Origin of the sequence: Pseudomonas nabeulensis, from assembly GCF_004682045.1 — a bacterium.
Lineage (GTDB): Bacteria > Pseudomonadota > Gammaproteobacteria > Pseudomonadales > Pseudomonadaceae > Aquipseudomonas > Aquipseudomonas nabeulensis.
Genome location: NZ_QUZT01000016.1, coordinates 81,472 through 106,231, shown reverse-complemented (window position 1 = coordinate 106,231; position 24,760 = coordinate 81,472). Strand labels below are relative to the sequence as shown.

The window sequence follows — 24,760 nt, the reverse complement described above, 5'->3', positions numbered from 1 at the left end:
TCAGGGCAAGCCCCCTCCCACAGTTTTAAACCTCATTGTTTTCTAGATTGTGTGAACCCCATGACCTCTCAAACCCTCGACCTCGCCAGCGCCACCCACGGCTACCGGCGCCTGCTGGCGCGGCGTGCCTGGCTGCTGGCCCTGCTCGGCAGTGCGTTGGTCTGCGCCATTCTGGTGGACCTGGCCAGCGGCCCATCGGGGATGGGCCTGTTGGCTCTGCTCGACGGGATCCTGCACCCGTCGCACTTGAGCGCCACCGACCAGGTGATCATCTGGAACGTACGCCTGCCCTACACGTTGATGGCCGTACTGGTGGGCTGCGCGCTGTCGTTGGCCGGGGCCGAGATGCAGGCGATCTTGAATAACCCGCTGGCCAGCCCGTTTACCTTGGGCGTGTCGTCGGCGGCGGCACTGGGTGCGTCCCTGGTGATCGTGTTTCCGGTGACCACGCTGTGGGTGTCGGCCAACACCGCGATCTCCATTTCGGCGTTCATCTTCGCCGCCGCCTCGGTATTTTTGCTGCAAGCCATGTCGCGCCTGCGCGGAGCGGGGGTGGAAAGTCTGGTGTTGTTTGGCATCGCCCTGGTGTTCAGCTGCAACGCCGTCGTGGCCCTGCTGCAACTGGTGGCCACCGAAGATGTGCTGCAACAACTGGTGTTCTGGACCCTGGGCAGCGTCACCCGCGCCAACTGGGACAAACTCGGCATCCTGGCCCTGGTGGTGGCGGTGGTGCTGCCGTTTTCCTTCACCGCCGCGCCGCGCCTGACCTTGCTGCGCATGGGCGAAGACCGCGCACAAAGCTTCGGCGTGGACGTAAAGCGCCTGCGGTTTTTCTCGTTGCTACGCATCAGTTTGTTGTCGGCTACCGCCGTCGCCTTTGTAGGCACTATCGGATTTATCGGTCTGGTAGGTCCGCATATCGCGCGGATTCTGGTGGGTGAGGATCAACGTTTTCTGCTGCCGGCCAGTGCGTTGACCGGTGCGTTGCTGCTGTCACTGTCCTCGATTGCCAGCAAGCTGATCATGCCTGGCGTGATCGTGCCGGTGGGTATCGTCACCGCATTGGTGGGCGTGCCGATTTTTGTCGTATTGGTGTTCAAGCGTGGGAGGCAGTTATGAGCCAGGGGTTGAGCGTGCGTAACGCCAATGTCAGTTATGGCCGTCGGCAAATCGTCCACGACCTGAGCTTGCCGACCCTGCCCCACGGCAGCCTCACCGCGTTGATCGGCCCCAATGGCGCCGGTAAATCCACCTTGCTGCGCGCCGTGGCCGGGCTGGAAAAGATGCAAGGCGTTGTGCGACTGGGTGACCTCGACCTGTCAGCCATGTCTGTCGCCGAGCGTGCGCGGCGGGTGACCTACATGCCGCAAAACCTGCCGCCGGGGTTGAGCCTGAGCGTGATGGAAAGCGTGATCGCCGCCCTGCGCGTGGCCTCTGTCGACGGCGTGCCACTGTCCAGCGAGGCCTGCCTGCGCGAAGCATTCGAAGCGCTGCAACGCATCGGCATTGCCCACTTGGCCGATCAACTGCTGAGTACGCTGTCGGGTGGTCAACGCCAATTGGTCAGCCTCGCTCAGCTGATCGCCCGTCGCCCCCAGGTCATGCTGCTGGACGAGCCCACCAGCGCCCTCGACCTCAATTACCAACTCAAAGTCATGGAGTGCGTGCGCAGTTTGGTGCGCGAACACAACCTGATCGCCGTGGTGGTATTGCACGACATCAACCTCGCGGCGCGCTTCGCCGACCAGATCGCCGTGCTGCGCCAGGGGCGCCTGTATGCGAGTGGTGCTGCCGATGACGTACTCGACCCGCTGCTGTTTGCCGAGGTGTATCGCGTGCGGGCGCGTATCGAGCGCTGTTCCCAGCAGTCGCTGCAAGTGCTGGTGGATGGGGCGGTGTGATTTGCTTCTAAGGGTATGCGCAAATGTTTCATTGAATTTTCGTACACCCAGCATCACCTATACCTACAGGCATTCGCTCAATTGGAGAGCTTCATGATCGACCTGTATTACTGGACAACCCCCAACGGTCACAAAGTGTCATTGTTCCTGGAAGAAGCCGGCCTGCCCTACACGGTGCACCCGATCAATATCGGCCAGGGCGACCAGTTCAAACCAGACTTCCTGAAGATCGCTCCCAACAACCGCATTCCGGCCATCGTCGATCAAAACCCGACCGACGGTGGTGCGCCGATTTCGCTGTTCGAATCCGGCGCCATCCTGTTGTACCTCGCGGAAAAAACCGGCCAGTTCATCCCCCAAGACCTGCGCGGTCGCCAGGAAGCCTTGCAATGGTTGTTCTGGCAAATGGGCGGCCTGGGGCCGATGGCCGGTCAGAACCACCATTTCAGCCAGTTCGCACCGGAGAAAATTCCCTATGCGATCAAGCGCTACGTAGACGAAACCGCACGGCTGTATGGCGTGCTGGATCGACGCCTGGCAGACCGAGCGTTTGTGGCCGGTGAGGCCTACAGCATTGCCGATATGGCGATCTACCCGTGGATTGTTTCCCACAAATGGCAGAGCCAGCGGCTGGAAGATTTCCCCCATCTGCATCGCTGGTTCAACAGCATCAAGGAACGGCCAGCGACGGTGCGGGCGTATGAACTGGTGCAGAAGGTCAATCCGCCCAAATCCTGATCTAAAGACCCAATGAGGTCTAAATGTGGGAGGGGGCTTGCCCCCGATAGCGGTGGGTCAGCTAGCTTATCTGTGACTGACACCCTGCAATCGGGGGCAAGCCCCCTCCCACATTTGATTTGGGCCAGTCTCAAGATCTAATGCTTTGCCAAAACTCCCGCTTGCGTCGTTTCACCGCGCTCACTAACGTAGCGCCTTTACTGACGCTACCCCCGCAGGAGCTTTGCCATGGCCTCGCCAGCCCTCTCACATTTTCTTCCCCGGTTCGGCGTTGCCGCGGCAGTGGCCAGTGCGTTAAGCCTGGCCGGTTGCCAACTCCAGAGCACCCAGGACACCCTGCCGCCCGTGGCCGGCGTGCAGCCGATCAAAGGCCTGGCACAAAACGTGTCGGTGCGCCGCAATGCCCAAGGCACGCCGTTGATCGAAAGCAACACCTTCCACGACGCGCTGTTCAGCCTCGGCTATGTACACGCCAGTGACCGCATCACCCAGATGGTCACCTTGCGCCTGCTGGCCCAAGGCCGTCTGGCGGAAATGTCCGGGGCGGACGTGCTGGATGTCGACCGTTTCATGCGTGCGGTCAACCTGAAAAAAAGCGCCGGCGAGCTGTATAACGCCTCGTCGCCACGCCTCAAGCGTTTCTTCGAAGTGTATGCACGTGGCGTCAACGCCTACCTGTTCCGCTACCGCGACAAGCTGCCGCCGGACCTGGCCCAGACCGGCTACAAGCCCGAGTACTGGAAGCCGGAAGATTCGGCGCTGCTGTTCTGCCTGCTGAATTTCAGTGAGTCGGCCAACCTGCAAGAGGAGATTTCGTCGCTGGTGCTGGCGCAAAAAGTCGGTGTCGACAAACTCGCCTGGCTCACCCCAAGCGCGCCGGATGAACCGATCCCGCTGGCCGAAGCCGAAAAACTCAAGGGCGTGAACCTGAGCCAGATCACCGGCCTCGCCGGGCTGGATACAGTCAGCCAACAACTGCGCACACTCAACGGCCTGGCCGTGACTACATCAAGCAACTGGGCGATTGGCCCACAACGCAGCCGCAGCGGCAAAAGCCTGCTGGCCGGTGACTTGTCGGCCCAGCCGCAAGCGCCGTCGCCGTGGAGCTACGTGCAGATCCGTGCGCCGAAATACCAGGCCGTCGGTGCCTCGATTGCCGGTTTGCCGACCCTGCTGTCCGGTTTCAACGGCAAAGTCGCGTGGAGCATGAGCACGGTCAAGGGCGACACCCAGGACCTGTTCCTGGAAAAGGTCAAACGCCAGGGCAGCGCGTTGTACTACGAGAACAACGGCAAATGGCTGCCGGCCGGCGTGCGTAACGAGACCTTCTTTATCAAAGGCCAACGCTCGATTCGCGAAGTCGTCTACGAAACCCGCCACGGCGCCCTGCTCAACAGCAGCCAGGCGCTGACCAGCGGCTTCGGCCTGGCCCTGCAAACCGCTGACTTCAAGGACGACAAGAGCCTGGATGCGTTCTTCGACCTGTCCCGCGCGCAAAACGCCGGCAAGGCCTCGGACGCCACCCGCGAAATTCGCGCCATTGCCCTGAACATGATCTTTGCCGACGCCAGCAACATTGGCTGGCAAGTCACCGGCCGCTTCCCCAACCGCCGCGAAGGCGAAGGCCTGTTGCCGTCGCCGGGCTGGGATGCGCGTTTCGATTGGGACGGCTACGCCGACGCGATGCTGCACCCCTATGACCAGGACCCCGCCCAGGGCTGGATCGGCACCGCCAACCAGCGCACCGCACCGCGCGGTTATGGCATGCAATTGTCCAACTCGTGGGATGCGCCGGAACGCAGCGAGCGCCTGGCGCAACTGGCCAATGCCGGCAAGCACGACAGCCGCAGCATGATCGCCATGCAGTACGACCAGACCACCACGTTCGCCGCCAAGCTCAAGACCATGTTCCAAGCGCCGGGCATGGCCCAGCCGCTGAAACAGGCGATCGATGCACTGCCGGCCGCCGAGCAAACCAAGGCCCGCGAGGCACTGAATCGCTTGATGGCCTTTGACGGTCGCCTGGTGTCGACCTCCGCAGACGCCGCGCTGTATGAGCTGTTCCTGCAGGAAAGCGCCAAGCAAATCTTCCTCGATAAGCTCGGCCCGGAAAACAGCGCCACCTGGAAGGCATTTGTCAGCAACGCCAGCCGGTCCTACGCCGCCACCGCCGACCACCTGCTGGGGCGCGAAGACAGCCCATTCTGGGATGACACGCGCACCGCGCAACAAGAAGACAAACCGGCGATCCTCGCCCGCACCCTGGCGGCGGCGATTACCGCCGGCGACAGCCAACTGGGTGCCGATCACAAGGCCTGGCAGTGGGGCAAGTTGCACAGCACCACCTGGAAGAACACCAACGGCCAAGTGATTCGCGGCCCGCTTGCCAGTGGTGGCGACCACAACACCTTGAACCCGGCACCGTATAGCTGGGGCCAGGACTTCAATACCACCCAAGTGTCGGCCTTGCGCATGATCGTCGACTTCGGCCAGGTGGAACCAATGATGGGCCAGGGTGGCATCGGCCAATCCGGCAACCCGGCCAGCCCGAACTATGCCAACGGCATCGACCCGTCGCTCAAGGCGCAATACCTGAGCTTCCCGATGCAGCCGCAGAATTTCGAGAAGGTGTATGGCAAGGCCAGGTTGACCCTGACACCCGGCAAGTAACCACTGAAGAAACCAGCTCAAAATGTGGGAGGGGGCTTGCCCCCGATGAGGGAGTGTCAGTTGAAACATTTGTGGCTGACACACTGCTATCGGGGGCAAGCCCCCTCCCACATTTGCCCGCGTGCATTCAGATAGAACTTCTGCACTCAGCCCTGCCTCATAAGTAACAAGCCCACCTCCCCGGTCATCCCATGGACCTTGTCATCGCCCGCCCCGAAGGCCTCTACTGCCCCGCCGGCGACTTCTACATCGACCCCTGGCGCCCGGTGGAACGCGCGGTCATCACCCATGCCCACGGCGACCACGCCCGCACCGGCAACACACACTATCTGGCCGCTGCCCCCGGTGAAGGCATCCTGCGCTCGCGTCTGGGCCAGGACATCAACCTGCAAACCCTGGCTTACGGCGAGAAGCTCAACCACCACGGCGTGACCTTGAGTTTCCACCCCGCCGGGCATGTGCTTGGCTCGGCCCAGGTGCGCCTGGAATACCAGGGTGAAGTCTGGGTGGCCTCTGGCGACTACAAGGTCGAACCCGATGGGACCTGCGCGCCGTTCGAACCGGTGCGTTGCCACACGTTTATCACCGAATCCACCTTCGGCCTGCCGATCTACCGCTGGCAGCCACAGGCGCAGATCTTTGCCGGGATCAACGAGTGGTGGCAGGCCAATATCGCCGCCGGCAAGGCCAGCGTGCTGTTCTGTTATTCCTTCGGCAAGGCCCAGCGCATCCTGCATGGCATCGACGCCAGCATCGGCCCGATCCTCAGCCATGGCGCGGTGGAGCCGCTAAACCGGGTGTACCGCGAAGCCGGCATCTATATTCCCGAAACGCTGTATGCCGGGGATTTCCAAAAGACCGACCCATTGCTGCGCCAGGCCCTGATCATCGCTCCGCCCTCCGCCGGTGGCAGCACCTGGATCAAACGTTTCGGTGACTACAGCGATGCCTTTGCCAGCGGCTGGATGCGCCTGCGTGGCACCCGACGCCGGCGCGGGGTGGACCGGGGCTTTGTGCTGTCGGACCACGCCGACTGGCCCGGTCTGTTATGGGCCATCGAACAGACCGGCGCCGAGCGGGTGATGGTGACCCACGGTTCTGTCGGCGTGCTGGTGCGTCACCTGCGGGAAAAAGGCCTGGACGCCCAAGGTTTCACCACGGAATACGGCGACGACGAAGAAGAGGCCAGCGTATGAAAGCGTTCGCCGAGCTGTACGCCAACCTCGACGCCACCACCTCCAGCAACGCCAAGCTCGCAGCGTTGCAGGCCTATTTTCGCCAGGCCCCGCCGGAAGATGCCGCGTGGGCGGTGTACTTCCTCTCCGGTGGACGGCCTCGGCAATTGGTGCCGACCCGGTTGCTACGGGACATGGCCACCGAAGCGTCCGGGATCGAGCCGTGGCTGTTTGAAGAAAGCTACCAATCGGTGGGTGACCTGGCAGAGACCATTTCCCTGCTGCTACCCGAATCCACCTACACCTCTGAGGATGGATTGGCGGTGTGGCTGGAAGAAAAGCTGCTGCCCCTGCGTGGCCTGCCCCCCCTCGAGCTGACCGAGCGCCTGCCGGCACTCTGGGCGCAACTGGATCAACCGAGCCTGATGGTGTGCATCAAGTTGATCACCGGCAGTTTTCGCGTGGGCGTGTCCAAATTACTGGTCACCCGCGCCCTCGCCGCTTTGGCCGGCCTCGACAGCAAACGCGTGGCGCAACGGCTGGTGGGCTACACCGACTTGTCCAACCGTCCTACGCCTGAGGGCTATCTCAAGCTGATTGCCGCCGAATCCTCTGACGAACACGCGCAACGGGGCGGACAGCCTTATCCGTTTTTTCTCGCCCATGGATTGGCGCAACCGGTTGAGCAATTCGACGCTTTGCTCGGTTCGCCCGATGACTGGCAAGTGGAATGGAAGTGGGATGGTATCCGCGCTCAACTGGTCAAGCGCGAAGGCCGCCTGTGGGTCTGGTCCCGTGGCGAGGAACTGGTGACCGAGCGCTTCCCCGAACTGCATAGCCTGGCGCGCGGCCTGCCCGATGGCACGGTGATCGACGGCGAGATCGTGGTGTGGAAGGACGCGGTGCAACCCTTCGCCCTGCTGCAACAACGGATCGGGCGCAAGACGTTGAGCAAGAAAGTCCTGGAGGATGCACCGGTCGCCGTCCTCGCCTATGACCTGCTCGAACACCAAGGCGACGACTGGCGCAACCACACCCAGGCCGAACGGCGCAGCCAACTGGAGCAGGTGGTTGCCCAGTGCAACCAGCCGGTGTTGCGCGTATCTCCCCTGCTGACCGGCTGCACCTGGCAAGACTTGGCCGACCAGCGCGAAGCCTCCCGCAGCCTGGGCGTGGAAGGCATGATGCTCAAGGCGCGCGACGGCCTGTATGGCGTGGGCCGCACCAAGGACATGGGCGTTTGGTGGAAATGGAAGGTCGACCCGTTCAGCGTCGATGCGGTGTTGATCTACGCCCAGCGCGGGCACGGCCGACGCGCCAGCCTCTACAGCGACTACACCTTTGCCGTCTGGGACGGCCCGCCCGGCAACGAGCGCACGTTGGTGCCGTTTGCCAAGGCGTATTCCGGGCTCACCGACGAAGAAATGCGCAAGGTCGACGCGATTGTGCGCAAGACCACCGTGGAGAAGTTCGGCCCGGTGAGCAGTGTGACGCCGAGCCTGGTGTTTGAGCTGGGGTTCGAGGGGATTGCCCTGTCGAAGCGGCATAAGAGCGGGATTGCAGTGCGGTTTCCGAGGATGTTGCGGTGGCGGCAGGATAAGGCGGTGGAGGAAGCGGACAATCTGGGAACCCTGCAAGACCTCCTGACCTGACATAAATCCAAATGTGGGAGGGGGCTTGCCCCCGATAGCAGTGGGTCAGTCAAAGTGTCTGGTGACTGACACTCAGCAATCGGGGGCAAGCCCCCTCCCACATTTGGACCTTCATCTGAGCTGAAATGGTGCACTGAATTTCCAGCGCCCACTTTCGGGCATCTCCTACACTCAAACCTCCCGATTCCCACCTTTTAAAACGCTCATTCGGAACTATGGTGCAGAAATTGCTACTTGTGTTGCGTCTGACACCGTTCAGTAACAGTCCTAAACGCGCCACAAGCGCTTATCTTGGTTTTTAGGGATTACATAATGAAAAAAGCATTGCTGACCCTTTCTGCACTGGCACTGTGCATGGCCGCAGGTTCTGCGCTGGCCAAGGAATACAAGGAACTGCGTTTTGGTGTCGATCCGTCCTACGCCCCGTTTGAATCCAAATCCGCCGACGGCAGCCTGGTGGGCTTCGATATCGACCTGGGCAATGCCATCTGTGCCGAGCTGAAGGTCAAGTGCAAGTGGGTCGAAAGTGACTTCGACGGCATGATCCCGGGCCTCAAGGCCAACAAGTTCGACGGTGTGATCTCGTCCATGACCGTGACCCCGGTGCGCGAGAAGGCCATCGATTTCTCCAGCGAATTGTTCTCCGGCCCGACCTCGCTGGTGTTCAAGAAAGGCGCTGGTTTCTCGACGCCAGAGTCCCTCAAGGGCAAGTCGGTGGGCTACGAGCAAGGCACCATCCAGGAAGCCTACGCCAAGGCCGTGCTGGATAAAGCCGGTGTGACCACCAAGGCCTACGCCAACCAGGACCAGGTGTACGCCGACCTGACTTCCGGCCGTCTCGACGCCTCCGTGCAGGACATGCTGCAAGCCGAGCTGGGCTTCTTGAAGTCGCCAGCCGGTGCCGGTTATGAGGTCAGCGCGGCCATCGACGACCCGCTGCTGCCGTCGAAAACCGCCGTCGGTATCAAAAAAGGTAACACTGAACTCAAGGCCCTTTTGGATAAAGGTATCAAAGCGTTACACGATGATGGCACCTACGCCACTATCCAGAAAAAACACTTTGGCGATCTGAACCTGTACAGCGGCAAGTAATGCAGTAGGCGCCCCTCCCGTAGAGGGGCGCTTTTTTATCGCCATAGGTCCTGATTTATGTTCGAAGAACTGTTGCAAACCCTCGGGCTGAGCGCACTCAGCTTGAAGGGTTTCGGCCCGCTGTTGCTGCAAGGCACCTGGATGACCATCAAGTTGTCGGTGCTGTCCCTGGCCGTCAGCGTGCTGCTCGGCCTGCTCGGCGCCAGCGCCAAACTGTCCAGCCTGGCCATCCTGCGTATCCCCGCTCAGCTCTACACCACCCTGATTCGCGGTGTGCCGGACCTGGTGCTGATGCTGCTGATTTTCTACAGCCTGCAAACCTGGCTGACCGGTCTTACCGACTTTATGGAATGGGAATACATCGAGATCGACCCTTTCAGCGCCGGGGTGATCACCCTGGGCTTTATCTACGGTGCCTATTTCACCGAAACCTTTCGCGGCGCGATCCTCGCCGTGCCCCGTGGCCAGTTGGAAGCCGCCACGGCCTATGGCCTCAAACGCGGGCAACGGTTTCGCTACGTGACCTTCCCGCAGATGATGCGCTTTGCCCTGCCGGGCATCGGCAATAACTGGATGGTGATGCTCAAGGCCACGGCCCTGGTGTCGATCATCGGCCTGGCCGACCTGGTCAAAGCCGCCCAGGATGCGGGCAAAAGCACCTACCAACTGTTTTATTTCCTGGTACTCGCCGCGTTGATCTACCTGTTGATCACCAGCGCCTCCAACTTTGTATTGCGCCGTCTTGAACGTCGCTACTCCGCAGGCTCACGGGAGGCGGTGCGATGATCGAGCTTTTGCAGGAATACTGGCGCCCGTTCCTTTATAGCGACGGCCAGCACATCACCGGCCTGGCGATGACCTTGTGGCTGCTCACGGCGGCCTTGGTCATTGGCTTTGTACTGTCAATTCCACTGTCCATCGCCCGCGTGTCGCGCAAGCGTTGGGTGCGTTGGCCGGTGCAGTTCTACACCTACCTGTTTCGCGGGACGCCGCTGTATATCCAATTGCTGATTTGCTACACCGGCATCTACAGCCTCGCTGCCGTGCGCGAACAACCGCTGCTGGACAGCTTTTTTCGCGACGCGATGAACTGCACGATCCTGGCCTTCGCCCTCAACACCTGTGCCTACACCACGGAGATTTTCGCCGGGGCGATCCGCAGCATGGCCCACGGTGAAGTCGAAGCGGCCAAGGCCTACGGCCTCAGCGGCTGGAAGCTGTACGCCTACGTGATCATGCCGTCGGCGTTGCGCCGCTCGCTGCCCTACTACAGTAATGAAGTGATCCTGATGCTGCACTCGACCACGGTGGCTTTCACCGCGACGATTCCAGACATCCTCAAGGTGGCGCGGGACGCCAACTCGGCGACCTTCATGACCTTCCAATCATTTGGCATCGCCGCGTTGATCTACCTGACCGTGACCTTCGCGCTGGTCGGGTTGTTTCGCCTGGCCGAGCGCCGCTGGCTGGCCTTTCTCGGGCCGAGCCATTAAGGAGTGTGTATGCGTCATCAGGTGCACGAACTGATCGCGCCGGTGCCGGGCACGGCGCGGCAGATCCACAGTTTTCACTTCGGCCCGGAGCAGGCTGCGGGCAAGATTTACATCCAGTCATCGCTGCATGCCGATGAACTGCCGGGCATGCTGGTGGCCTGGCACTTGAAGGTGCGCCTGGCCGAGCTGGCGGCGGCCGGGCGCCTGCGCAGCGAGATCGTGCTGGTGCCCATCGCCAACCCGGTGGGACTGGAACAGGTATTGATGGATATCCCGCTGGGCCGCTATGAGCTGGAGAGCGGACAGAACTTCAATCGTCTGTTTGTCGACCTGAGTGAAACGGTCGGCGATCAGGTCGAGCCATTGCTGGGGGATGACCCGCAGCACAACGCCGAGCTGATTCGTACCGCGCTCGCCACCGCCCTCGCCGCGCAAACCGCCGATACCCAATTGCAATCCCAGCGCCTGGTGCTGCAACGCCTGGCCTGCGATGCCGACATGGTGCTCGACCTGCATTGCGACTTCGAAGCGGTGGCGCACCTGTACACCACACCCGAAGCCTGGCCGCAGGTGGAGCCGCTGGCGCGCTATATCGGCTCGGAGGCGAACTTGCTCGCCACCGACTCCGGCGGGCAGTCCTTCGATGAATGCTTCACCCTGGTGTGGTGGCAGTTGCAGCAACGGTTTGGCGAGCGCTTCCCGATTCCCATGGGCAGCTTTTCGGTGACCGTCGAGCTGCGCGGCCAGGGCGACGTCAACCATGGCTTGGCCGCCCTCGATTGCCAGGCGATCATCGATTACCTGATCCACTTTGGCGCGATTGCCGGCGACGCCGCCCCGCTGCCCGATCTGCCCTACCCCGCCACGCCGCTGGCCGGGGTTGAACCGGTGGCCACGCCGGTGGGCGGCTTGCTGGTATTCAGCGCCTTGCCTGGCGAATACCTGGAAGCCGGGCAATTGATCGCCGAAATCATCGACCCCATTTCCGACCGCGTAACGCCCGTGCACTGCCAGAAGGCCGGCCTGCTTTACGCCCGTTCGCTACGCCGCATGGCCACTGCCGGGATGGTCATCGCCCATGTCGCAGGCACCGAGGCCTACCGCAGCGGCTATCTACTTTCGCCTTGAGGATGCACGCCCCATGTACAAATTGACCGTTGAAGGCCTGCATAAAAGCTATGGCGACAATGAGGTGCTCAAAGGTGTCTCGCTCAAGGCCAGGACCGGTGATGTGATCAGCCTGATCGGCGCCAGCGGCTCGGGCAAAAGCACGTTTTTGCGCTGTATCAACTTCCTGGAAACCCCCAACGACGGCGCCATGACCCTCGATGGCCAGCCGATTCGCATGGTCAGTGACCGCAACGGCATGCGCGTGGCCGACGAGGCCGAGTTGCAACGCCTGCGCACGCGATTGGCGATGGTGTTCCAGCACTTCAACCTATGGAGCCACATGAGCGTGCTGGAAAACATCACCATGGCCCCGCGCCGGGTGCTGGGTTGCAGCAAGCAGGACGCCGAAGACCGCGCCCGCCGCTACCTGGACAAGGTCGGCCTGCCGGCCCGTGTGGCGGATCAGTACCCGGCGTTTCTCTCCGGCGGCCAGCAGCAACGCGTGGCCATCGCCCGCGCCTTGGCCATGGAGCCGGAGGTGATGCTGTTTGACGAGCCCACGTCCGCCCTCGACCCGGAGCTGGTGGGCGAAGTGTTGAAGGTGATCCAGGGCCTGGCCGAGGAAGGCCGTACCATGATCATGGTGACCCATGAGATGAGCTTTGCACGCAAGGTATCGAGCCAGGTGTTGTTTCTGCACCAAGGGTTGGTGGAAGAGCAAGGCGCGCCGGAAGACGTACTTGGTAATCCGCAAAGCGAGCGTTTGCAGCAGTTTCTGCGTGGCAACTTGAAGTAAACCTTTGCCCGCTCTGGAAGGTCTGTGGAATAGGCCTTCCAGAGTGTCAGCGCTCCATGGCAAAACCCCTCGACTTCGCCAAACATTGGTTTACCGCCAAAGGCTGGAAGCCGTTCGCCTTTCAAAAAACCGTATGGGCCGCGGTAAAACAAGGCCAGTCGGGGTTGCTGCACGCCAGCACCGGTGCCGGTAAAACCTACGCACTGTGGTTTGCCGCCCTCAATCGCTTCGCTATCACCCGCCCGCCCGCTACCGGTAAACGCAAACCTCCCGCCGAGCCGCTGACGGTACTGTGGATCACCCCCATGCGCGCCCTGGCCGCCGACACCGCCCGCGCCCTGGAAGCGCCGCTTGCAGCCTTGCAAATTCCCTGGAGCGTCGGCCTGCGCACCGGCGATACCAGCAGCAGTGAGCGGGCCCGCCAAACCCGTCGTCAGCCCACGGCATTGGTGACCACCCCGGAAAGCCTGACCTTGATGCTGGCTCGCGCCGACAGCGAAGTCAGCCTGGCGCACCTGCGCCTGGTGGTGGTGGATGAGTGGCATGAGTTGATCGGCAATAAGCGCGGCGTGCAGTTGCAACTGGCCTTGGCGCGGCTACGGCGCTGGCATCCTGAGCTGATGGTGTGGGGGATTTCGGCAACGCTGGGTAATCAATCCCACGCCTTGGAAGTCTTGGTCCCGCAAGGTGGCGGGATCAATGTGCAGGGGCAAACGGCTAAACAACTACAAGTCGATACCTTGCTGCCCACGGTCGCCGAACGCTTTCCCTGGGCCGGGCACATAGGTTTGAAGATGCTGCCTCAAGTGGTGTCCGAAGTGGACGCCAGCAGCAGTTGCCTGGTGTTTACCAATACGCGGGCGCAGTCGGAAATCTGGTATCAGGCGTTGCTCGATGCACGTCCCGATTGGGCGGGCGTGATTGCCTTGCACCATGGCTCGCTGTCGCGGGAAACCCGGGACTGGGTGGAACGGGCGCTGAAGGACGGCCAGCTCAAGGCGGTGGTCTGCACCTCAAGCCTGGACCTGGGGGTGGATTTTCTGCCGGTGGAACGGGTGCTGCAAATCGGCTCAGCCAAAGGCGTGGCGCGCCTGATGCAACGCGCCGGGCGTTCGGGGCATGCGCCGGGGCGGCCGTCACGGGTAACACTGGTGCCGACCCACAGCCTGGAGCTGGTGGAAGCGGCGGCGGTCCAGGATGCGATTGCCCTGCGGCATATCGAAGCGCGGGAATCGCCTTACAAACCATTGGACGTGCTTGTACAGCATCTGGTGAGCATGGCGCTCGGCGGCGGCTTTACGCCGGATGCGCTGCTGGCGGAGGTACGCGGTGCGTGGGCTTATCGAGACCTGACGGAGGATGATTGGGCCTGGGCCCTCGGTTTTGTGCGCCACGGCGGCCTGTCGTTGACGGCCTACCCGGACTATCGCCGCGTCGAGCCGGACGAGCACGGCATCTGGCGCGTCCCTGATGCGCGGTTGGCGCGGCGCCATCGAATGAGCGTGGGCACCATCGTCAGTGATGCGAGTCTCCAACTGAAATTCTGGAGCAAGGGCGGCGGCGGCAAGAACCTGGGCAGCGTCGAAGAGGGGTTTATCGCACGGCTCAAGCCCGGTGACGGTTTCCTGTTCGCCGGGCGCTTGCTGGAACTGGTGCGCGTGGAAAACATGACCGCCTATGTGCGCCGCAGCACCGCGAAAAAGGCCGCCGTACCACGCTGGAACGGCGGGCGGATGCCCCTTTCCAACGAACTGGCCCAGGCGGTGGTGGAGCGCTTTGACGCGGCAGCGCATGGGCACTACGACGGCCCGGAGATGCAGGCGGTGCAACCTTTGTTGCAGACGCAGTTGCGCTGGTCAGGCCTGCCAACGCGCAATCACTTGTTGGCCGAAGCCCTGAAATCGCGGGAAGGGTGGCACCTGTTTCTCTACCCGTTTGCCGGGCGCCAGGTGCACTTGGGGTTGGCGAGTTTGTTGGCCTGGCGGGTCAGCCAGCAGCAAGCGGTGACCTTTTCGATTGCGGTCAATGATTACGGTTTGGAGCTGTTGAGTGCCACACCTGTAGACTGGCCTGTGTTGCTGGACGATGCGTTGCTGAGCCCCGAGCATTTACTGGAAGACGTCGCGGCCAGCCTGAATGCCGGAGAGCTGGCACTGCGGCGCTTTCGCGAAATCGCCCGCATCGCCGGGCTGGTGTTTGCCGGTTACCCCGGCGCACCGAAGAGTACGCGGCAAGTGCAGGCCTCCAGCGGCCTGTTCTTCGAGGTGTTCAAGCAATATGACCCGCAGAACCTGTTGCTGACACAGGCTGGGGAAGAAGTCCTGCGTGATGAGTTGGATATTCGTCGCCTGGAACAGACGTTGCGCCATCTGGCAACGCTGAGACTCGACCTGCACCTGATCGAACGGCCTACGCCACTGGCCTTCCCCTTGCTGGTGGAGCGCATGCGCGAAAGCATGAGCTCGGAAAAACTCTCCGAGCGCATTGCGCGGATGGTCAAGGATTTGGAAAAAGTCGCGGATAACGGGAAGCGCTGATGCATTGTTCACTGCGCCTTGAGGGCGAGACCCTGTGGTTACTCGCGGACAAGGCAATCTATTGGCCCGCACGCCGCTGCCTGTTGATTGCCGATGCGCATTTCGGCAAGGCTTCGGCCTATCGCAGCCTGGGGCAGCCGGTGCCGCAGGGCACCACGACGGCCAATCTTCAGCGGCTGGATCGTTTGCTGTCGGCTTATGCCTGCGAACAGCTGATCTTTCTAGGGGATTTCCTGCACGGACCCGACTCCCACGCCAGCGGCACCTTGAGCGCCTTACGGGCGTGGCGTGAACGTCATGGGGGCCTGCTGATCACCTTGATTCGAGGTAATCACGATCAACGTGCGGGCGACCCACCAGGGGACTTCAGGATTGAAGTGGTCCCGGAGCCGCTGCTAATGGGCCCCTTCGCTCTGCAACACGAACCGGACGCCCACCCCAGCCACCACGTGCTGGCGGGGCATGTGCATCCGGTTTATCGCCTGCGCGGTAAGGGCCGCCAGAGCTTGCGCCTGCCGTGCTTCCAGATCGGAAGGCGGGTCAGCCTCTTACCAGCGTTTGGTGCGTTTACCGGAGGCTATGCGGTGCAGCAGGACAATGACCGCCGAATCTTTGTGATTGGCGATCATGAGGTCTGGCCGGTGGGCTAGGGATCAGGCGACAGGTGCGGGTGGTGGCTCGTCCGGCAAAGTCGGTTCGCCAGGCTCTGTCGGCTGTTGTGGCCAATCTTCATCGGGTTGGCCGGGGATGCCGCCCGCGTAGGCGGGATCGGCCATCAGGGACCAGGCCAGAACGCCAATCTGGTTGGGCTCAAGCCGGGCAATTTCTGCGCTTATTCGCGGGTCGAGTTTCATAGGGTACTCCTCAAGCGTGGCTCGGCGCGCTTGGCACGCGCCGAGGCAGTACACCCAATAGAGTCACTTCCCGCAGACAAATTCCCTTTACGTGTAAGACCTTTCGATCAAGCGCGTGGCAAGGTCACGCCGCGTTGGCCCTGGTACTTGCCGCCACGGTCCTTGTAGGACACTTCACAGGCCTCATCGGACTGCAGGAACAGCATCTGCGCCACGCCTTCGTTGGCGTAGATCTTCGCTGGCAATGTGGTGGTGTTGGAGAACTCCAGGGTCACGTGGCCTTCCCACTCCGGCTCCAGCGGCGTCACGTTGACGATGATGCCGCAGCGCGCGTAGGTGCTTTTACCCAGGCAGATGGTCAGCACGTCGCGGGGAATGCGGAAGAACTCCACGGTACGCGCCAGGGCGAAGGAGTTTGGCGGGATGATGCACACGTCGCTCTTGATATCGACGAAGCTTTTTTCGTCGAAGTTTTTCGGATCGACGGTCGCCGAGTTGATGTTGGTGAACACCTTGAACTCATCGGCGCAACGCACATCGTAGCCGTAGCTGGAAACACCGTACGAAATCAGGCGTTCGGCGCCTTCGCCACGCATCTGGCGCTCTACGAAGGGCTCGATCATGCCGTGCTCTTGCGCCATGCGGCGAATCCACTTGTCCGATTTGATGCTCATGGCGGGTGTCCTGAATAGCGAGGTGGAAAAATTCTGTGGGGCATCTTACCGGGGCCGGCGTTGGGGTTCAAAGGCCGCAGGGATTTTGTTGACGAATGAATCGCCTGCTACAAGCCACAGCCAGCGGGGCCGGGACGCTTAAGACTGCGCCTGGTGACTGTAAATACCACCGCCAGTCACGAAAATGGAGAAACCTTCGGAAATACCATTGGCACGTTCCGGAAAAAGGGTTAAGGTGGCGCCACTGTGCTGCTTGTGTCACTGAGAATCTCTACACGATATGTTGAATTTCGATCCAACCATCTCCAAGAATTTTTCCTGCTCTTTGCACTCAGTCTCGGCCAGGGCTTTTCCTGAGTCGCAGTTAACTTTGTCCAAGGAGATACACCATGTCTAATCGCCAAACTGGTACCGTTAAGTGGTTCAACGATGAAAAAGGCTTCGGCTTCATCACTCCACAATCCGGTGACGACCTGTTCGTTCACTTCAAAGCTATCCAATCCGACGGCTTCAAAAGCCTGAAAGAAGGCCAACAGGTTTCTTTCATCGCTACCCGCGGTCAGAAAGGCATGCAAGCTGAGGAAGTTCAAGTTATCTAACTTGTACTGACTTAGTCGAAAAGACCCCGCCCTCAAAAGCGGGGTTTTTTTATGCCGATCGTTCCCACGCTCCGCGTCCCAAAGCGTGACGCGGAGCGTCACAAGAGGCATTCCCACGCAGAGCGTGGGAACGATCAGTGCACATGCCAGGCACAAAATAATGTGGGAGGGGGCTTGCCCCCGATTGCAGTGTGTCAGCCAACACAGGTTTGACTGAACCACCGCCATCGGGGGCAAGCCCCCTCCCACATGTTGTACTGCGCCGCTCTTATTGGAACAACGACTCACTCGACAAGCCATTCTTCTCCAGGATCTCACGCAAGCGCTTGAGCCCTTCCACCTGGATCTGCCGCACCCGCTCGCGGGTCAGGCCGATCTCCAGGCCTACGTCCTCCAGGGTACTGCTCTCATGGCCGCGCAGGCCGAAGCGGCGAATCACCACCTCGCGCTGCTTGTCCGTGAGCTCAGACAGCCACTGGTCAATGCTTTGGGAAAGATCATCGTCCTGCAACAGTTCGCAAGGATCTGTAGGCCGATCATCCGTCAGGGTGTCCAACAGGGTTTTATCCGAATCCGGACCCAGCGAGACGTCGACCGAAGACACTCGCTCGTTTAGGCCAAGCATGCGCTTGACCTCCCCCACCGGTTTTTCCAGCAGGTTGGCGATTTCTTCGGGCGAAGGTTCATGATCGAGTTTTTGCGTCAGCTCACGTGCCGCCCGCAGGTAGACGTTGAGCTCCTTGACCACATGGATCGGCAACCGGATCGTGCGGGTCTGATTCATGATCGCCCGTTCGATGGTTTGACGGATCCACCAGGTGGCGTAGGTCGAAAAGCGGAAGCCCCGCTCAGGGTCGAACTTCTCCACCGCCCGGATCAAGCCCAGGTTGCCCTCCTCGATCAGGTCCAACAGGGATAGCCCACGATTGACGTAGCGTCGGGCGATTTTCACCACCAGGCGCAGGTTGCTTTCAATCATGCGCTTGCGCCCAGCCGGATCGCCCTTTTGCGACAAGCGCGCAAAATGGACTTCTTCTTCAGGGGTAAGCAGAGGGGAAAAGCCGATTTCATTGAGGTACAACTGGGTCGCGTCGAGCGCCCGTGTGTAGTCAATGTACTTGTGTTGCTTTAACGCGGTGGAGTTCTTGGATTTGGTGCGAACTGAAGGTACAGCAGGTCCCTCATTCGACATCGATTCCGTAGCAATGCCGGTCTCCATCAGGAGAACCTCATCGTCGATGTCAAACTCCGGCGCTTCTTTACTGAGAGCCATTGTTATAGTCCTTTGGTGAGTTCGACCTCAAGCTCTAGCGACGCCTTTATCCTTGGCAACGCTCGAGCCTGTTCCTTCTACGTGAGGGAACAGGCTGGCAACACATCAACGACGGGGCAGGAATTGCAGCGGATCTACAGGTTTACCCTGGCGGCGAATCTCAAAGTGCAGTTTCACCCGGTCTGTACCAGTTGACCCCATTTCGGCAATTGTCTGTCCGACTTTGACCTGCTGCCCCTCCCGAACCAACAGCCTACGGTTGTGGCCGTAAGCACTGACGTAGGTATCGCTGTGTTTGATGATGACCAGCTCGCCGTAGCCCCGTAAACCACTCCCGGCGTACACCACTGTCCCATCAGACGCAGCTAAAACAGGCTGTCCCAAATCCCCGGCGATATCAATGCCTTTATTCAAACTACCGTTTGAAGAGAATTTTCCAATCAACACTCCGTTTGAGGGCCATCCCCACCCCGTCGGAGCGGGCCCTGCGGGAGGGAGAGGAGCCGGCGCCGGCTTGCTCGCAATCGTTGGCGAGGCAGTGCCTGCGGGCCTGGTGATGATGGTGGTTTTGCTCGAAGACGAGGGCGAAGAAGCCGTGTTTGTCACCACCGTAGTCGGTGTTGAACCGGTGCGCCCGTCGAAGCGAATCGTCTGACCCGGATGGATCGTATAAGGCACGGGAATATTGTTACGTGCAGCCAGCGCCTTGTAATCCCAGCCGTAACGGAAGGCAATCGAGAACAGCGTATCGCCTTTGCGCACCACATATTGGCCGGTGGTCACCGTCGGTTTTTGCGGGACGGCACTGTTGCGGTCAACCACCCGCGCACCGTTGCTCGACGTGCTGGAACAGGCCGCCAACAGGGAACTCAAGACAAGGCAAAGCACCAGTCGCTGAAAGCTTGTTTTACTCATACGCTGCGCAAGACCTGTGAGACTCACCCGCCGCTCCCTTTGTGGTGGCTGAACATGAATGCCTGTATCAGGCCTGAAATATGACGCAAGTATAACTGGGCATTGGCTTTTTACCGGCACACGACTGAAACGAAAAATTCATCATGTTTAATGCCGGCGCCCCATCATGTTGACTCCATGGACCCCGCCGTAAGACACATCCCCGCCAGCAGAATTCACTGCCCGCGAACAAATGATCAGGCCAGCGGACCATTGAGCAACGGCACGAAGCGCACGGCGCCGAGTACATGCCGGGAAAAGCCTTCGTCTTCACGGATAATGAGCATCAATTGTTGCACTTCGCCGGAGCCCACCGGGATGACCAGGCGCCCGCCGGGGGCCAACTGGTCAAGCAACGCTTGCGGTACATCAGTGGCCACGGCAGTGACGATGATGCCGTTGTAGGGTGCCAACGCTGGCCAGCCTTCCCAGCCGTCGCCCCAACGAAACACCACGTTGCGCAGGTTCAGCTCTACCAAGCGCTCCTTGGCGCGATCCTGCAGGACCTTGATGCGCTCCACCGAGAACACCCGCTCCACCAGTTGCGACAGCACGGCGGTCTGGTAGCCGGAGCCGGTGCCGATCTCCAACACCTTGTCCAGCGGGCCCGCCGCCAACAGCAACTCGCTCATGCGCGCCACCATGTACGGCTGGGAGATGGTCTGGTTGTGGCCGATGGGCAGCGCCGTGTCTTCATAAGCACGGTGCGCCAGGGCTTCATCGACAAACAGATGCCGAGGCGTGCGCCGGATGACTTCCAGCACCTGAGCGTTGGACAGGCCCTCTTCGTATAAACGCTGGATCAACCGCTCGCGGGTGCGCTGGGAGGTCATGCCGATGCCACGGCGCAACAGTTCGTCTTGTTCACGAGCCATCAGCGTAGCCCCTCCAGCCAGCCATCGAGACCACTGAAGGCATCACTGAAGGTGCGATCAAGTTGCAACGGGGTAATCGAGACATAGCCTTGCATAACGGCATGAAAGTCGGTGCCCTCACCGCCGTCTTCGGCGTCGCCTGCTGCGGCGATCCAATAGCCTTCCTTGCCGCGCGGATCGACTACCTTCAACGGCGCCGCCGCGCGGGCGCGATGCCCCAGGCGCGTCAGTTGAATGCCGCGAATATGATCGAGGGGCAAGTTGGGGATATTGACGTTCAGCACCGTGCGCGGCGGCAAGTCCAGGGACCCATGGGCCTCCACCAGCTTGCGGGCGAAATAGGCGGCGGTGGGCAAGTTGTCCAACTGGCGCGAGGCCAACGAAAAGGCAAACGAGGTTCGCCCCAGGAAGCGCCCTTCCAGGGCGGCTGCCACCGTGCCGGAATACAGCACATCATCCCCCAGGTTGGCGCCGAGGTTGATGCCCGACACCACCAGGTCCGGCTCCCGGTCCAACAAACTGTTGATTGCCAGGTGCACACAGTCGGTGGGAGTACCGTTCACGCTGATAAAGCCATTGGCCAGAACCTGCGGGTGCAGGGGACGGTCGAGCGTCAGCGAACTGCTGGCGCCGCTCTTGTCCTGGTCGGGGGCAACCACCACGCACTCGGCGTAATCCTGCAGCGCGCCATAGAGCGCGGCAAGACCGGGTGCGGTGGCACCGTCATCGTTTGATATCAGAATACGCATGGGCTGTCCGTCTGCCCCACCGGCACCAGATCAACAAGCTCGCGCACCAAGACAGTGGCGAAGCATCCGGCCGGCAGGACGAATTCCAATTGCAGAATGTCAGGACCGGGATAATGCCACGTCAACCCGCCAATGGGCAGTCGCAGAATGCGACGTTCCTGGCTCATGCCGGCATTCACCAGCCAATCGCGCAGGTCGGCTTCACCGGCGGCGATCATTTGTTCAAGTTCATGGGTTGCACCGCTGGCCGGGGAGTCGCCCTCGCCCCACTGCGGTCCGGTCGGATGCAGGTCCAGAATCGCCAGGCGCGGGTCGCTGCACTCAGCCTCTCCCGCCGGGAAAAAGCTGCGGCTGTCGGTGAACGCCAGCAGGTCGCCGACCTGGGCACGCTGCCACGAACCATCGGCAACCCGTGCCGCCAGCACTTTGTTGAACAAGAAGCTACGGGCGGTGGACAGCAGGCGCGAACGCACATTGCGCTGCTCCGGCAAGGCCTTGCGGGCCGCCCACTCGCGGGCGTCAACCACGTTGCCACCGTTGTGGCCAAAACGCTGTGCGCCGAAGTAATTGGGAATGCCGTGCTGTGCAATCAGTTGCAACCGCGCGTCGATGGCGGCGGTATCACCGGCCAACTGAGTCAGGCGCAAGGTGAAACCATTGGCCGAATGCGCACCGCGTTGCAATTTGCGCTTGTGACGGGCGGTCTTGAGGATCTTGAGGGTGTCGTTTTCCGCAGCGCTCATGTCCGGATCGGCCTTGCCCGGCAGTTGCACGCTGAACCACTGGCGGGTCAGCGCCTGGCGATCCTTGAGACCGGCATAGCTGACGGTGCGCAATGGCACGCCGGCAGCCTTGGCGATACGCCGTGCGGCCTCCTCGGTATTGAGCCCACGCTTCTCCACCCACAGCCACAGGTGTTCACCCTCGCCGGTCAGCGGGATATCCAGCACTTCATCGACCTGGAAGTCTTCGGCCGTGGCTTTCAGTACGGCGCTGCCCAAGGCCTCGCCGTAGGCCCGTGGGCCCAGCAGTTGCAGGTCGTTCATGCGCGCAGCAACAACGCGACGGAGTGCACCGCAATGCCCTCTTCGCGGCCGGTAAACCCGAGTTTTTCGGTGGTGGTGGCTTTCACGTTCACTTGATCCAATTCAATCTGCAGATCCGCGGCAATCAGCGCGCGCATCGATTCGATATGGGGAGCCATTTTCGGCGCCTGGGCCACGATGGTGTTATCGACGTTGCCGACCTTCCAGCCCTTGGCATGGATCAGGCCGACCACATGGCGCAGCAAAACCCGGCTGTCCGCGCCCTTGAAGGTCGGGTCGGTGTCCGGAAAATGCTTGCCGATATCGCCCAACGCCGCCGCGCCGAGCAAGGCATCGCTCAAGGCATGCAACACAACGTCGCCGTCGGAATGAGCCAGCAACCCATGGTGATGCGCAATGCGCACGCCGCCCAGGGTGATGAAATCGCCTTCAGCGAAACGGTGCACATCGTAGCCGTGGCCAATACGCATAAAAAAACGCCCCGATTTAATTCAGGGCGTGATTCTACCTACTTTTGCCTCACATTAACCGAGCAAAGCGCGGCCATGGTGACGCAAGTGATCTTCGATGAAGCTGGCGATGAAGAAGTAGCTGTGGTCATAACCCGGCTGCAGGCGCAGTTCCAATGGATGACCCGCCGCCTTCGCTGCTTGCTGCAAGGCTTCTGGCTTGAGCTGCACGGCCAGGAAATCATCGCGGTCGCCCTGGTCTACCAGCAGTGGCAGCTTTTCCGAGGCTTCACTGATCAGCACGCAGGCGTCCCATTCGCGCCATTTCGAACGCTCCTCGCCCAGGTAACGGGAGAAAGCTTTCTGGCCCCAGGGGCAATCCATCGGGTTGTTGATCGGTGAAAACGCCGACACCGACAGGTAACGCCCAGGATTGCGCAACGCACACACCAACGCACCGTGGCCGCCCATGGAATGGCCGCTGATCCCGCGCTTGTCCGAAGCCGGGAAATGCGCTTCAACCAATGCCGGCAATTCCTGCACCACGTAGTCATGCATCCGATAGTGCTTGGCCCACGGTTCCTGGGTGGCATTCAGGTAGAAACCCGCACCGAGGCCGAAGTCCCAGGCGTTGTCCGGATCACCCGGCACACCAGGGCCGCGCGGGCTGGTGTCCGGCGCAACGATGATCAACCCCAGCTCGGCGGCCATGCGCTGGGCGCCGGCCTTCTGCATGAAGTTCTCATCGGTGCAGGTCAGGCCCGACAGCCAGTACAGCACCGGCAACTTGCCGCCCTGCTCCGCTTGCGGCGGCAGGTAGACGGCGAAGGTCATGTCGCAACCGAGCACATCGGAATGATGCTTGTAGCGTTTATGCCAGCCGCCGAAGCTCTTCTGGCACGACAGGTTTTCCAGACTCATGGCCGACCTCAGAAGTGGATGACGGTACGAATGCTCTTGCCTTCATGCATCAGGTCAAACGCTTTGTTGATGTCTTCCAGGCCCATGGTGTGGGTGATGAAGGTGTCCAGCGGGATCTCGCCGGTCTGGGCCATTTCCACGTAGCTTGGCAATTCGCTGCGACCGCGTACGCCACCGAAAGCCGAACCGCGCCAGACGCGACCGGTCACCAGTTGGAATGGACGGGTGGCGATTTCCTGGCCGGCACCGGCCACGCCGATGATCACCGACTCGCCCCAGCCTTTGTGGCAGCACTCAAGGGCGGCGCGCATCAGTTGCACGTTGCCGATGCACTCGAAGGAGAAGTCCACGCCGCCGTCGGTGAGGTCGACGATCACGTCCTGGATTGGACGGTCGTAGTCTTTCGGGTTGATGCAGTCGGTAGCACCCAGCTGCTTGGCGATTTCGAACTTGGCCGGGTTGATGTCGATGGCAATGATGCGACCGGCCTTGGCCTTGACCGCGCCGATGATTGCCGACAGGCCGATACCGCCCAAGCCGAAGATGGCCACGGTGTCGCCCGGCTTGACCTTGGCGGTATTGATCACCGCGCCGATACCGGTGGTGACGCCGCAACCCAACAGGCAGACCTTTTCCAGCGGCGCTTCTTTAGGAATCTTGGCCACGGAGATTTCCGGCAGCACGGTGTACTCGGAGAACGTCGAAGTACCCATGTAGTGGAAAATCGGTTGGCCCTTGTAGGAAAAACGCGTGGTGCCGTCCGGCATCAGGCCTTTGCCCTGGGTGGAACGAATGGCCTGGCACAGGTTGGTCTTGCCCGACAGGCAGAATTTGCACTTGCCGCATTCCGGCGTGTACAGCGGGATCACGTGGTCGCCCACCGCCACCGACGTCACGCCTTCGCCGATGGCTTCAACCACCGCACCGCCTTCGTGGCCGAGGATCGACGGGAAGATACCTTCCGGGTCCGCGCCCGACAGGGTGTAGGCGTCGGTATGGCACACGCCGGAGGCGACGACGCGCAACAGCACTTCGCCCGCCTTGGGCATGGCGACATCCACTTCTACGATCTCAAGGGGCTTCTTGGCTTCGAAGGCTACGGCAGCGCGGGACTTGATCATCCGGGTTTCTCCAGGGAGTTGAAAACTAAGGCAGTGAGTGTAAATCATGACTTATTGATTAATAATCCAGGCAAAAGCAAA

At 61.1% G+C, this 24,760-nt stretch carries 24 protein-coding genes; 14 read left to right on the top strand and 10 right to left on the bottom strand.

Features of this window, described 5'->3' with window-relative positions; all coding sequences use genetic code 11:
* Positions 1-60: 60 nt before the first annotated feature.
* From DYL61_RS11250 to pdeM, 13 genes are all read left to right on the top strand, one after another.
* Positions 61-1,119: a FecCD family ABC transporter permease gene (locus tag DYL61_RS11250; RefSeq protein ID WP_135308383.1), complete on the top strand. Its 1,059-nt coding sequence runs from the start codon at positions 61-63 to the stop codon at positions 1,117-1,119.
* On the top strand, positions 1,116-1,901 hold the full coding sequence (locus DYL61_RS11245; RefSeq protein WP_135308382.1) for an ABC transporter ATP-binding protein: 786 nt from the start codon (positions 1,116-1,118) through the stop codon (positions 1,899-1,901). The genes DYL61_RS11250 and DYL61_RS11245 overlap by 4 nt, the downstream gene beginning before the upstream one ends.
* Positions 1,902-1,994: 93 nt before the next feature.
* A complete protein-coding gene (locus DYL61_RS11240) occupies positions 1,995-2,639 on the top strand; it encodes a glutathione S-transferase N-terminal domain-containing protein (protein WP_135308381.1) in 645 nt (214 codons plus the stop codon).
* A 228-nt stretch (positions 2,640-2,867) separates the two neighbouring features.
* The gene (locus DYL61_RS11235) at positions 2,868-5,309 is read left to right on the top strand and encodes a penicillin acylase family protein (protein WP_135308380.1); all 2,442 of its coding nucleotides are present in this window, start codon (positions 2,868-2,870) and stop codon (positions 5,307-5,309) included.
* Positions 5,310-5,500: 191 nt separating this feature from the next.
* Positions 5,501-6,505, top strand: coding sequence for a ligase-associated DNA damage response exonuclease (locus DYL61_RS11230; protein WP_135308379.1), 1,005 nt, complete (start codon positions 5,501-5,503; stop codon positions 6,503-6,505).
* Positions 6,502-8,136 carry an ATP-dependent DNA ligase gene (locus DYL61_RS11225; RefSeq protein WP_135308378.1) on the top strand — a complete coding sequence of 545 codons (1,635 nt, stop codon included), beginning with the start codon at positions 6,502-6,504 and terminating at the stop codon, positions 8,134-8,136. The genes DYL61_RS11230 and DYL61_RS11225 overlap by 4 nt, the downstream gene beginning before the upstream one ends.
* A gap of 312 nt (positions 8,137-8,448) precedes the next feature.
* Positions 8,449-9,228: a transporter substrate-binding domain-containing protein gene (locus DYL61_RS11220; protein WP_135308377.1), complete on the top strand. Its 780-nt coding sequence runs from the start codon at positions 8,449-8,451 to the stop codon at positions 9,226-9,228.
* A 57-nt stretch (positions 9,229-9,285) separates the two neighbouring features.
* Positions 9,286-10,014, top strand: a complete 729-nt coding sequence (locus DYL61_RS11215; RefSeq protein ID WP_105696237.1) for an ABC transporter permease — start codon at positions 9,286-9,288, stop codon at positions 10,012-10,014.
* Positions 10,011-10,721 (top strand): ABC transporter permease, encoded by a 711-nt coding sequence (locus DYL61_RS11210; RefSeq protein WP_105696238.1) that lies wholly within the window; start codon positions 10,011-10,013, stop codon positions 10,719-10,721. The genes DYL61_RS11215 and DYL61_RS11210 overlap by 4 nt, the downstream gene beginning before the upstream one ends.
* A gap of 9 nt (positions 10,722-10,730) precedes the next feature.
* Positions 10,731-11,849, top strand: coding sequence for a succinylglutamate desuccinylase/aspartoacylase family protein (locus tag DYL61_RS11205; protein WP_135308376.1), 1,119 nt, complete (start codon positions 10,731-10,733; stop codon positions 11,847-11,849).
* A gap of 13 nt (positions 11,850-11,862) precedes the next feature.
* Positions 11,863-12,627, top strand: coding sequence for an ABC transporter ATP-binding protein (locus tag DYL61_RS11200; RefSeq protein WP_105696240.1), 765 nt, complete (start codon positions 11,863-11,865; stop codon positions 12,625-12,627).
* 56 nt (positions 12,628-12,683) lie between these two features.
* Positions 12,684-15,164 carry a ligase-associated DNA damage response DEXH box helicase gene (locus tag DYL61_RS11195; RefSeq protein WP_135308375.1) on the top strand — a complete coding sequence of 827 codons (2,481 nt, stop codon included), beginning with the start codon at positions 12,684-12,686 and terminating at the stop codon, positions 15,162-15,164.
* On the top strand, positions 15,164-15,814 hold the full coding sequence (pdeM, locus tag DYL61_RS11190) for a ligase-associated DNA damage response endonuclease PdeM (protein ID WP_135308374.1): 651 nt from the start codon (positions 15,164-15,166) through the stop codon (positions 15,812-15,814). The genes DYL61_RS11195 and pdeM overlap by 1 nt, the downstream gene beginning before the upstream one ends.
* A 3-nt stretch (positions 15,815-15,817) precedes the next feature.
* Here pdeM and DYL61_RS11185 read toward each other — a convergent pair whose 3' ends face one another.
* Both DYL61_RS11185 and dcd read right to left on the bottom strand, forming a co-directional pair.
* Positions 15,818-16,018, bottom strand: coding sequence for a hypothetical protein (locus tag DYL61_RS11185; RefSeq protein WP_105696243.1), 201 nt, complete (start codon positions 16,016-16,018; stop codon positions 15,818-15,820).
* 107 nt (positions 16,019-16,125) lie between these two features.
* Positions 16,126-16,692 carry a dCTP deaminase gene (gene dcd / locus DYL61_RS11180; RefSeq protein WP_016973172.1) on the bottom strand — a complete coding sequence of 189 codons (567 nt, stop codon included), beginning with the start codon at positions 16,690-16,692 and terminating at the stop codon, positions 16,126-16,128.
* Positions 16,693-17,081: 389 nt separating this feature from the next.
* Here dcd and DYL61_RS11175 point away from each other — a divergent pair, with 389 nt between their 5' ends.
* Positions 17,082-17,291 carry a cold-shock protein gene (locus DYL61_RS11175; protein WP_002554837.1) on the top strand — a complete coding sequence of 70 codons (210 nt, stop codon included), beginning with the start codon at positions 17,082-17,084 and terminating at the stop codon, positions 17,289-17,291.
* A 268-nt stretch (positions 17,292-17,559) separates the two neighbouring features.
* On the opposite strand, the gene rpoS is transcribed toward DYL61_RS11175, so the two are convergent.
* From rpoS to DYL61_RS11135, 8 genes are all read right to left on the bottom strand, one after another.
* The gene (gene rpoS / locus DYL61_RS11170; RefSeq protein WP_025855149.1) at positions 17,560-18,564 is read right to left on the bottom strand and encodes an RNA polymerase sigma factor RpoS; all 1,005 of its coding nucleotides are present in this window, start codon (positions 18,562-18,564) and stop codon (positions 17,560-17,562) included.
* 105 nt (positions 18,565-18,669) lie between these two features.
* Positions 18,670-19,506 carry a peptidoglycan DD-metalloendopeptidase family protein gene (locus DYL61_RS11165; RefSeq protein WP_105696244.1) on the bottom strand — a complete coding sequence of 279 codons (837 nt, stop codon included), beginning with the start codon at positions 19,504-19,506 and terminating at the stop codon, positions 18,670-18,672.
* Positions 19,507-19,715: 209 nt separating this feature from the next.
* Positions 19,716-20,351 (bottom strand): protein-L-isoaspartate(D-aspartate) O-methyltransferase, encoded by a 636-nt coding sequence (locus DYL61_RS11160; protein ID WP_169850588.1) that lies wholly within the window; start codon positions 20,349-20,351, stop codon positions 19,716-19,718.
* Positions 20,352-20,392: 41 nt separating this feature from the next.
* A complete protein-coding gene (gene surE / locus DYL61_RS11155; protein ID WP_135308373.1) occupies positions 20,393-21,142 on the bottom strand; it encodes a 5'/3'-nucleotidase SurE in 750 nt (249 codons plus the stop codon).
* Entirely contained in the window at positions 21,130-22,188 is a 1,059-nt protein-coding gene (truD, locus tag DYL61_RS11150) for a tRNA pseudouridine(13) synthase TruD (RefSeq protein WP_135308372.1), read from the bottom strand. The genes surE and truD overlap by 13 nt, the downstream gene beginning before the upstream one ends.
* On the bottom strand, positions 22,185-22,658 hold the full coding sequence (ispF, locus tag DYL61_RS11145; RefSeq protein WP_012722614.1) for a 2-C-methyl-D-erythritol 2,4-cyclodiphosphate synthase: 474 nt from the start codon (positions 22,656-22,658) through the stop codon (positions 22,185-22,187). The genes truD and ispF overlap by 4 nt, the downstream gene beginning before the upstream one ends.
* Positions 22,659-22,712: 54 nt before the next feature.
* A complete protein-coding gene (gene fghA, locus DYL61_RS11140; protein ID WP_135308371.1) occupies positions 22,713-23,558 on the bottom strand; it encodes an S-formylglutathione hydrolase in 846 nt (281 codons plus the stop codon).
* An 8-nt stretch (positions 23,559-23,566) separates the two neighbouring features.
* A complete protein-coding gene (locus DYL61_RS11135) occupies positions 23,567-24,679 on the bottom strand; it encodes an S-(hydroxymethyl)glutathione dehydrogenase/class III alcohol dehydrogenase (protein ID WP_101267287.1) in 1,113 nt (370 codons plus the stop codon).
* Between the last annotated feature and the right edge of the window lie 81 nt (positions 24,680-24,760).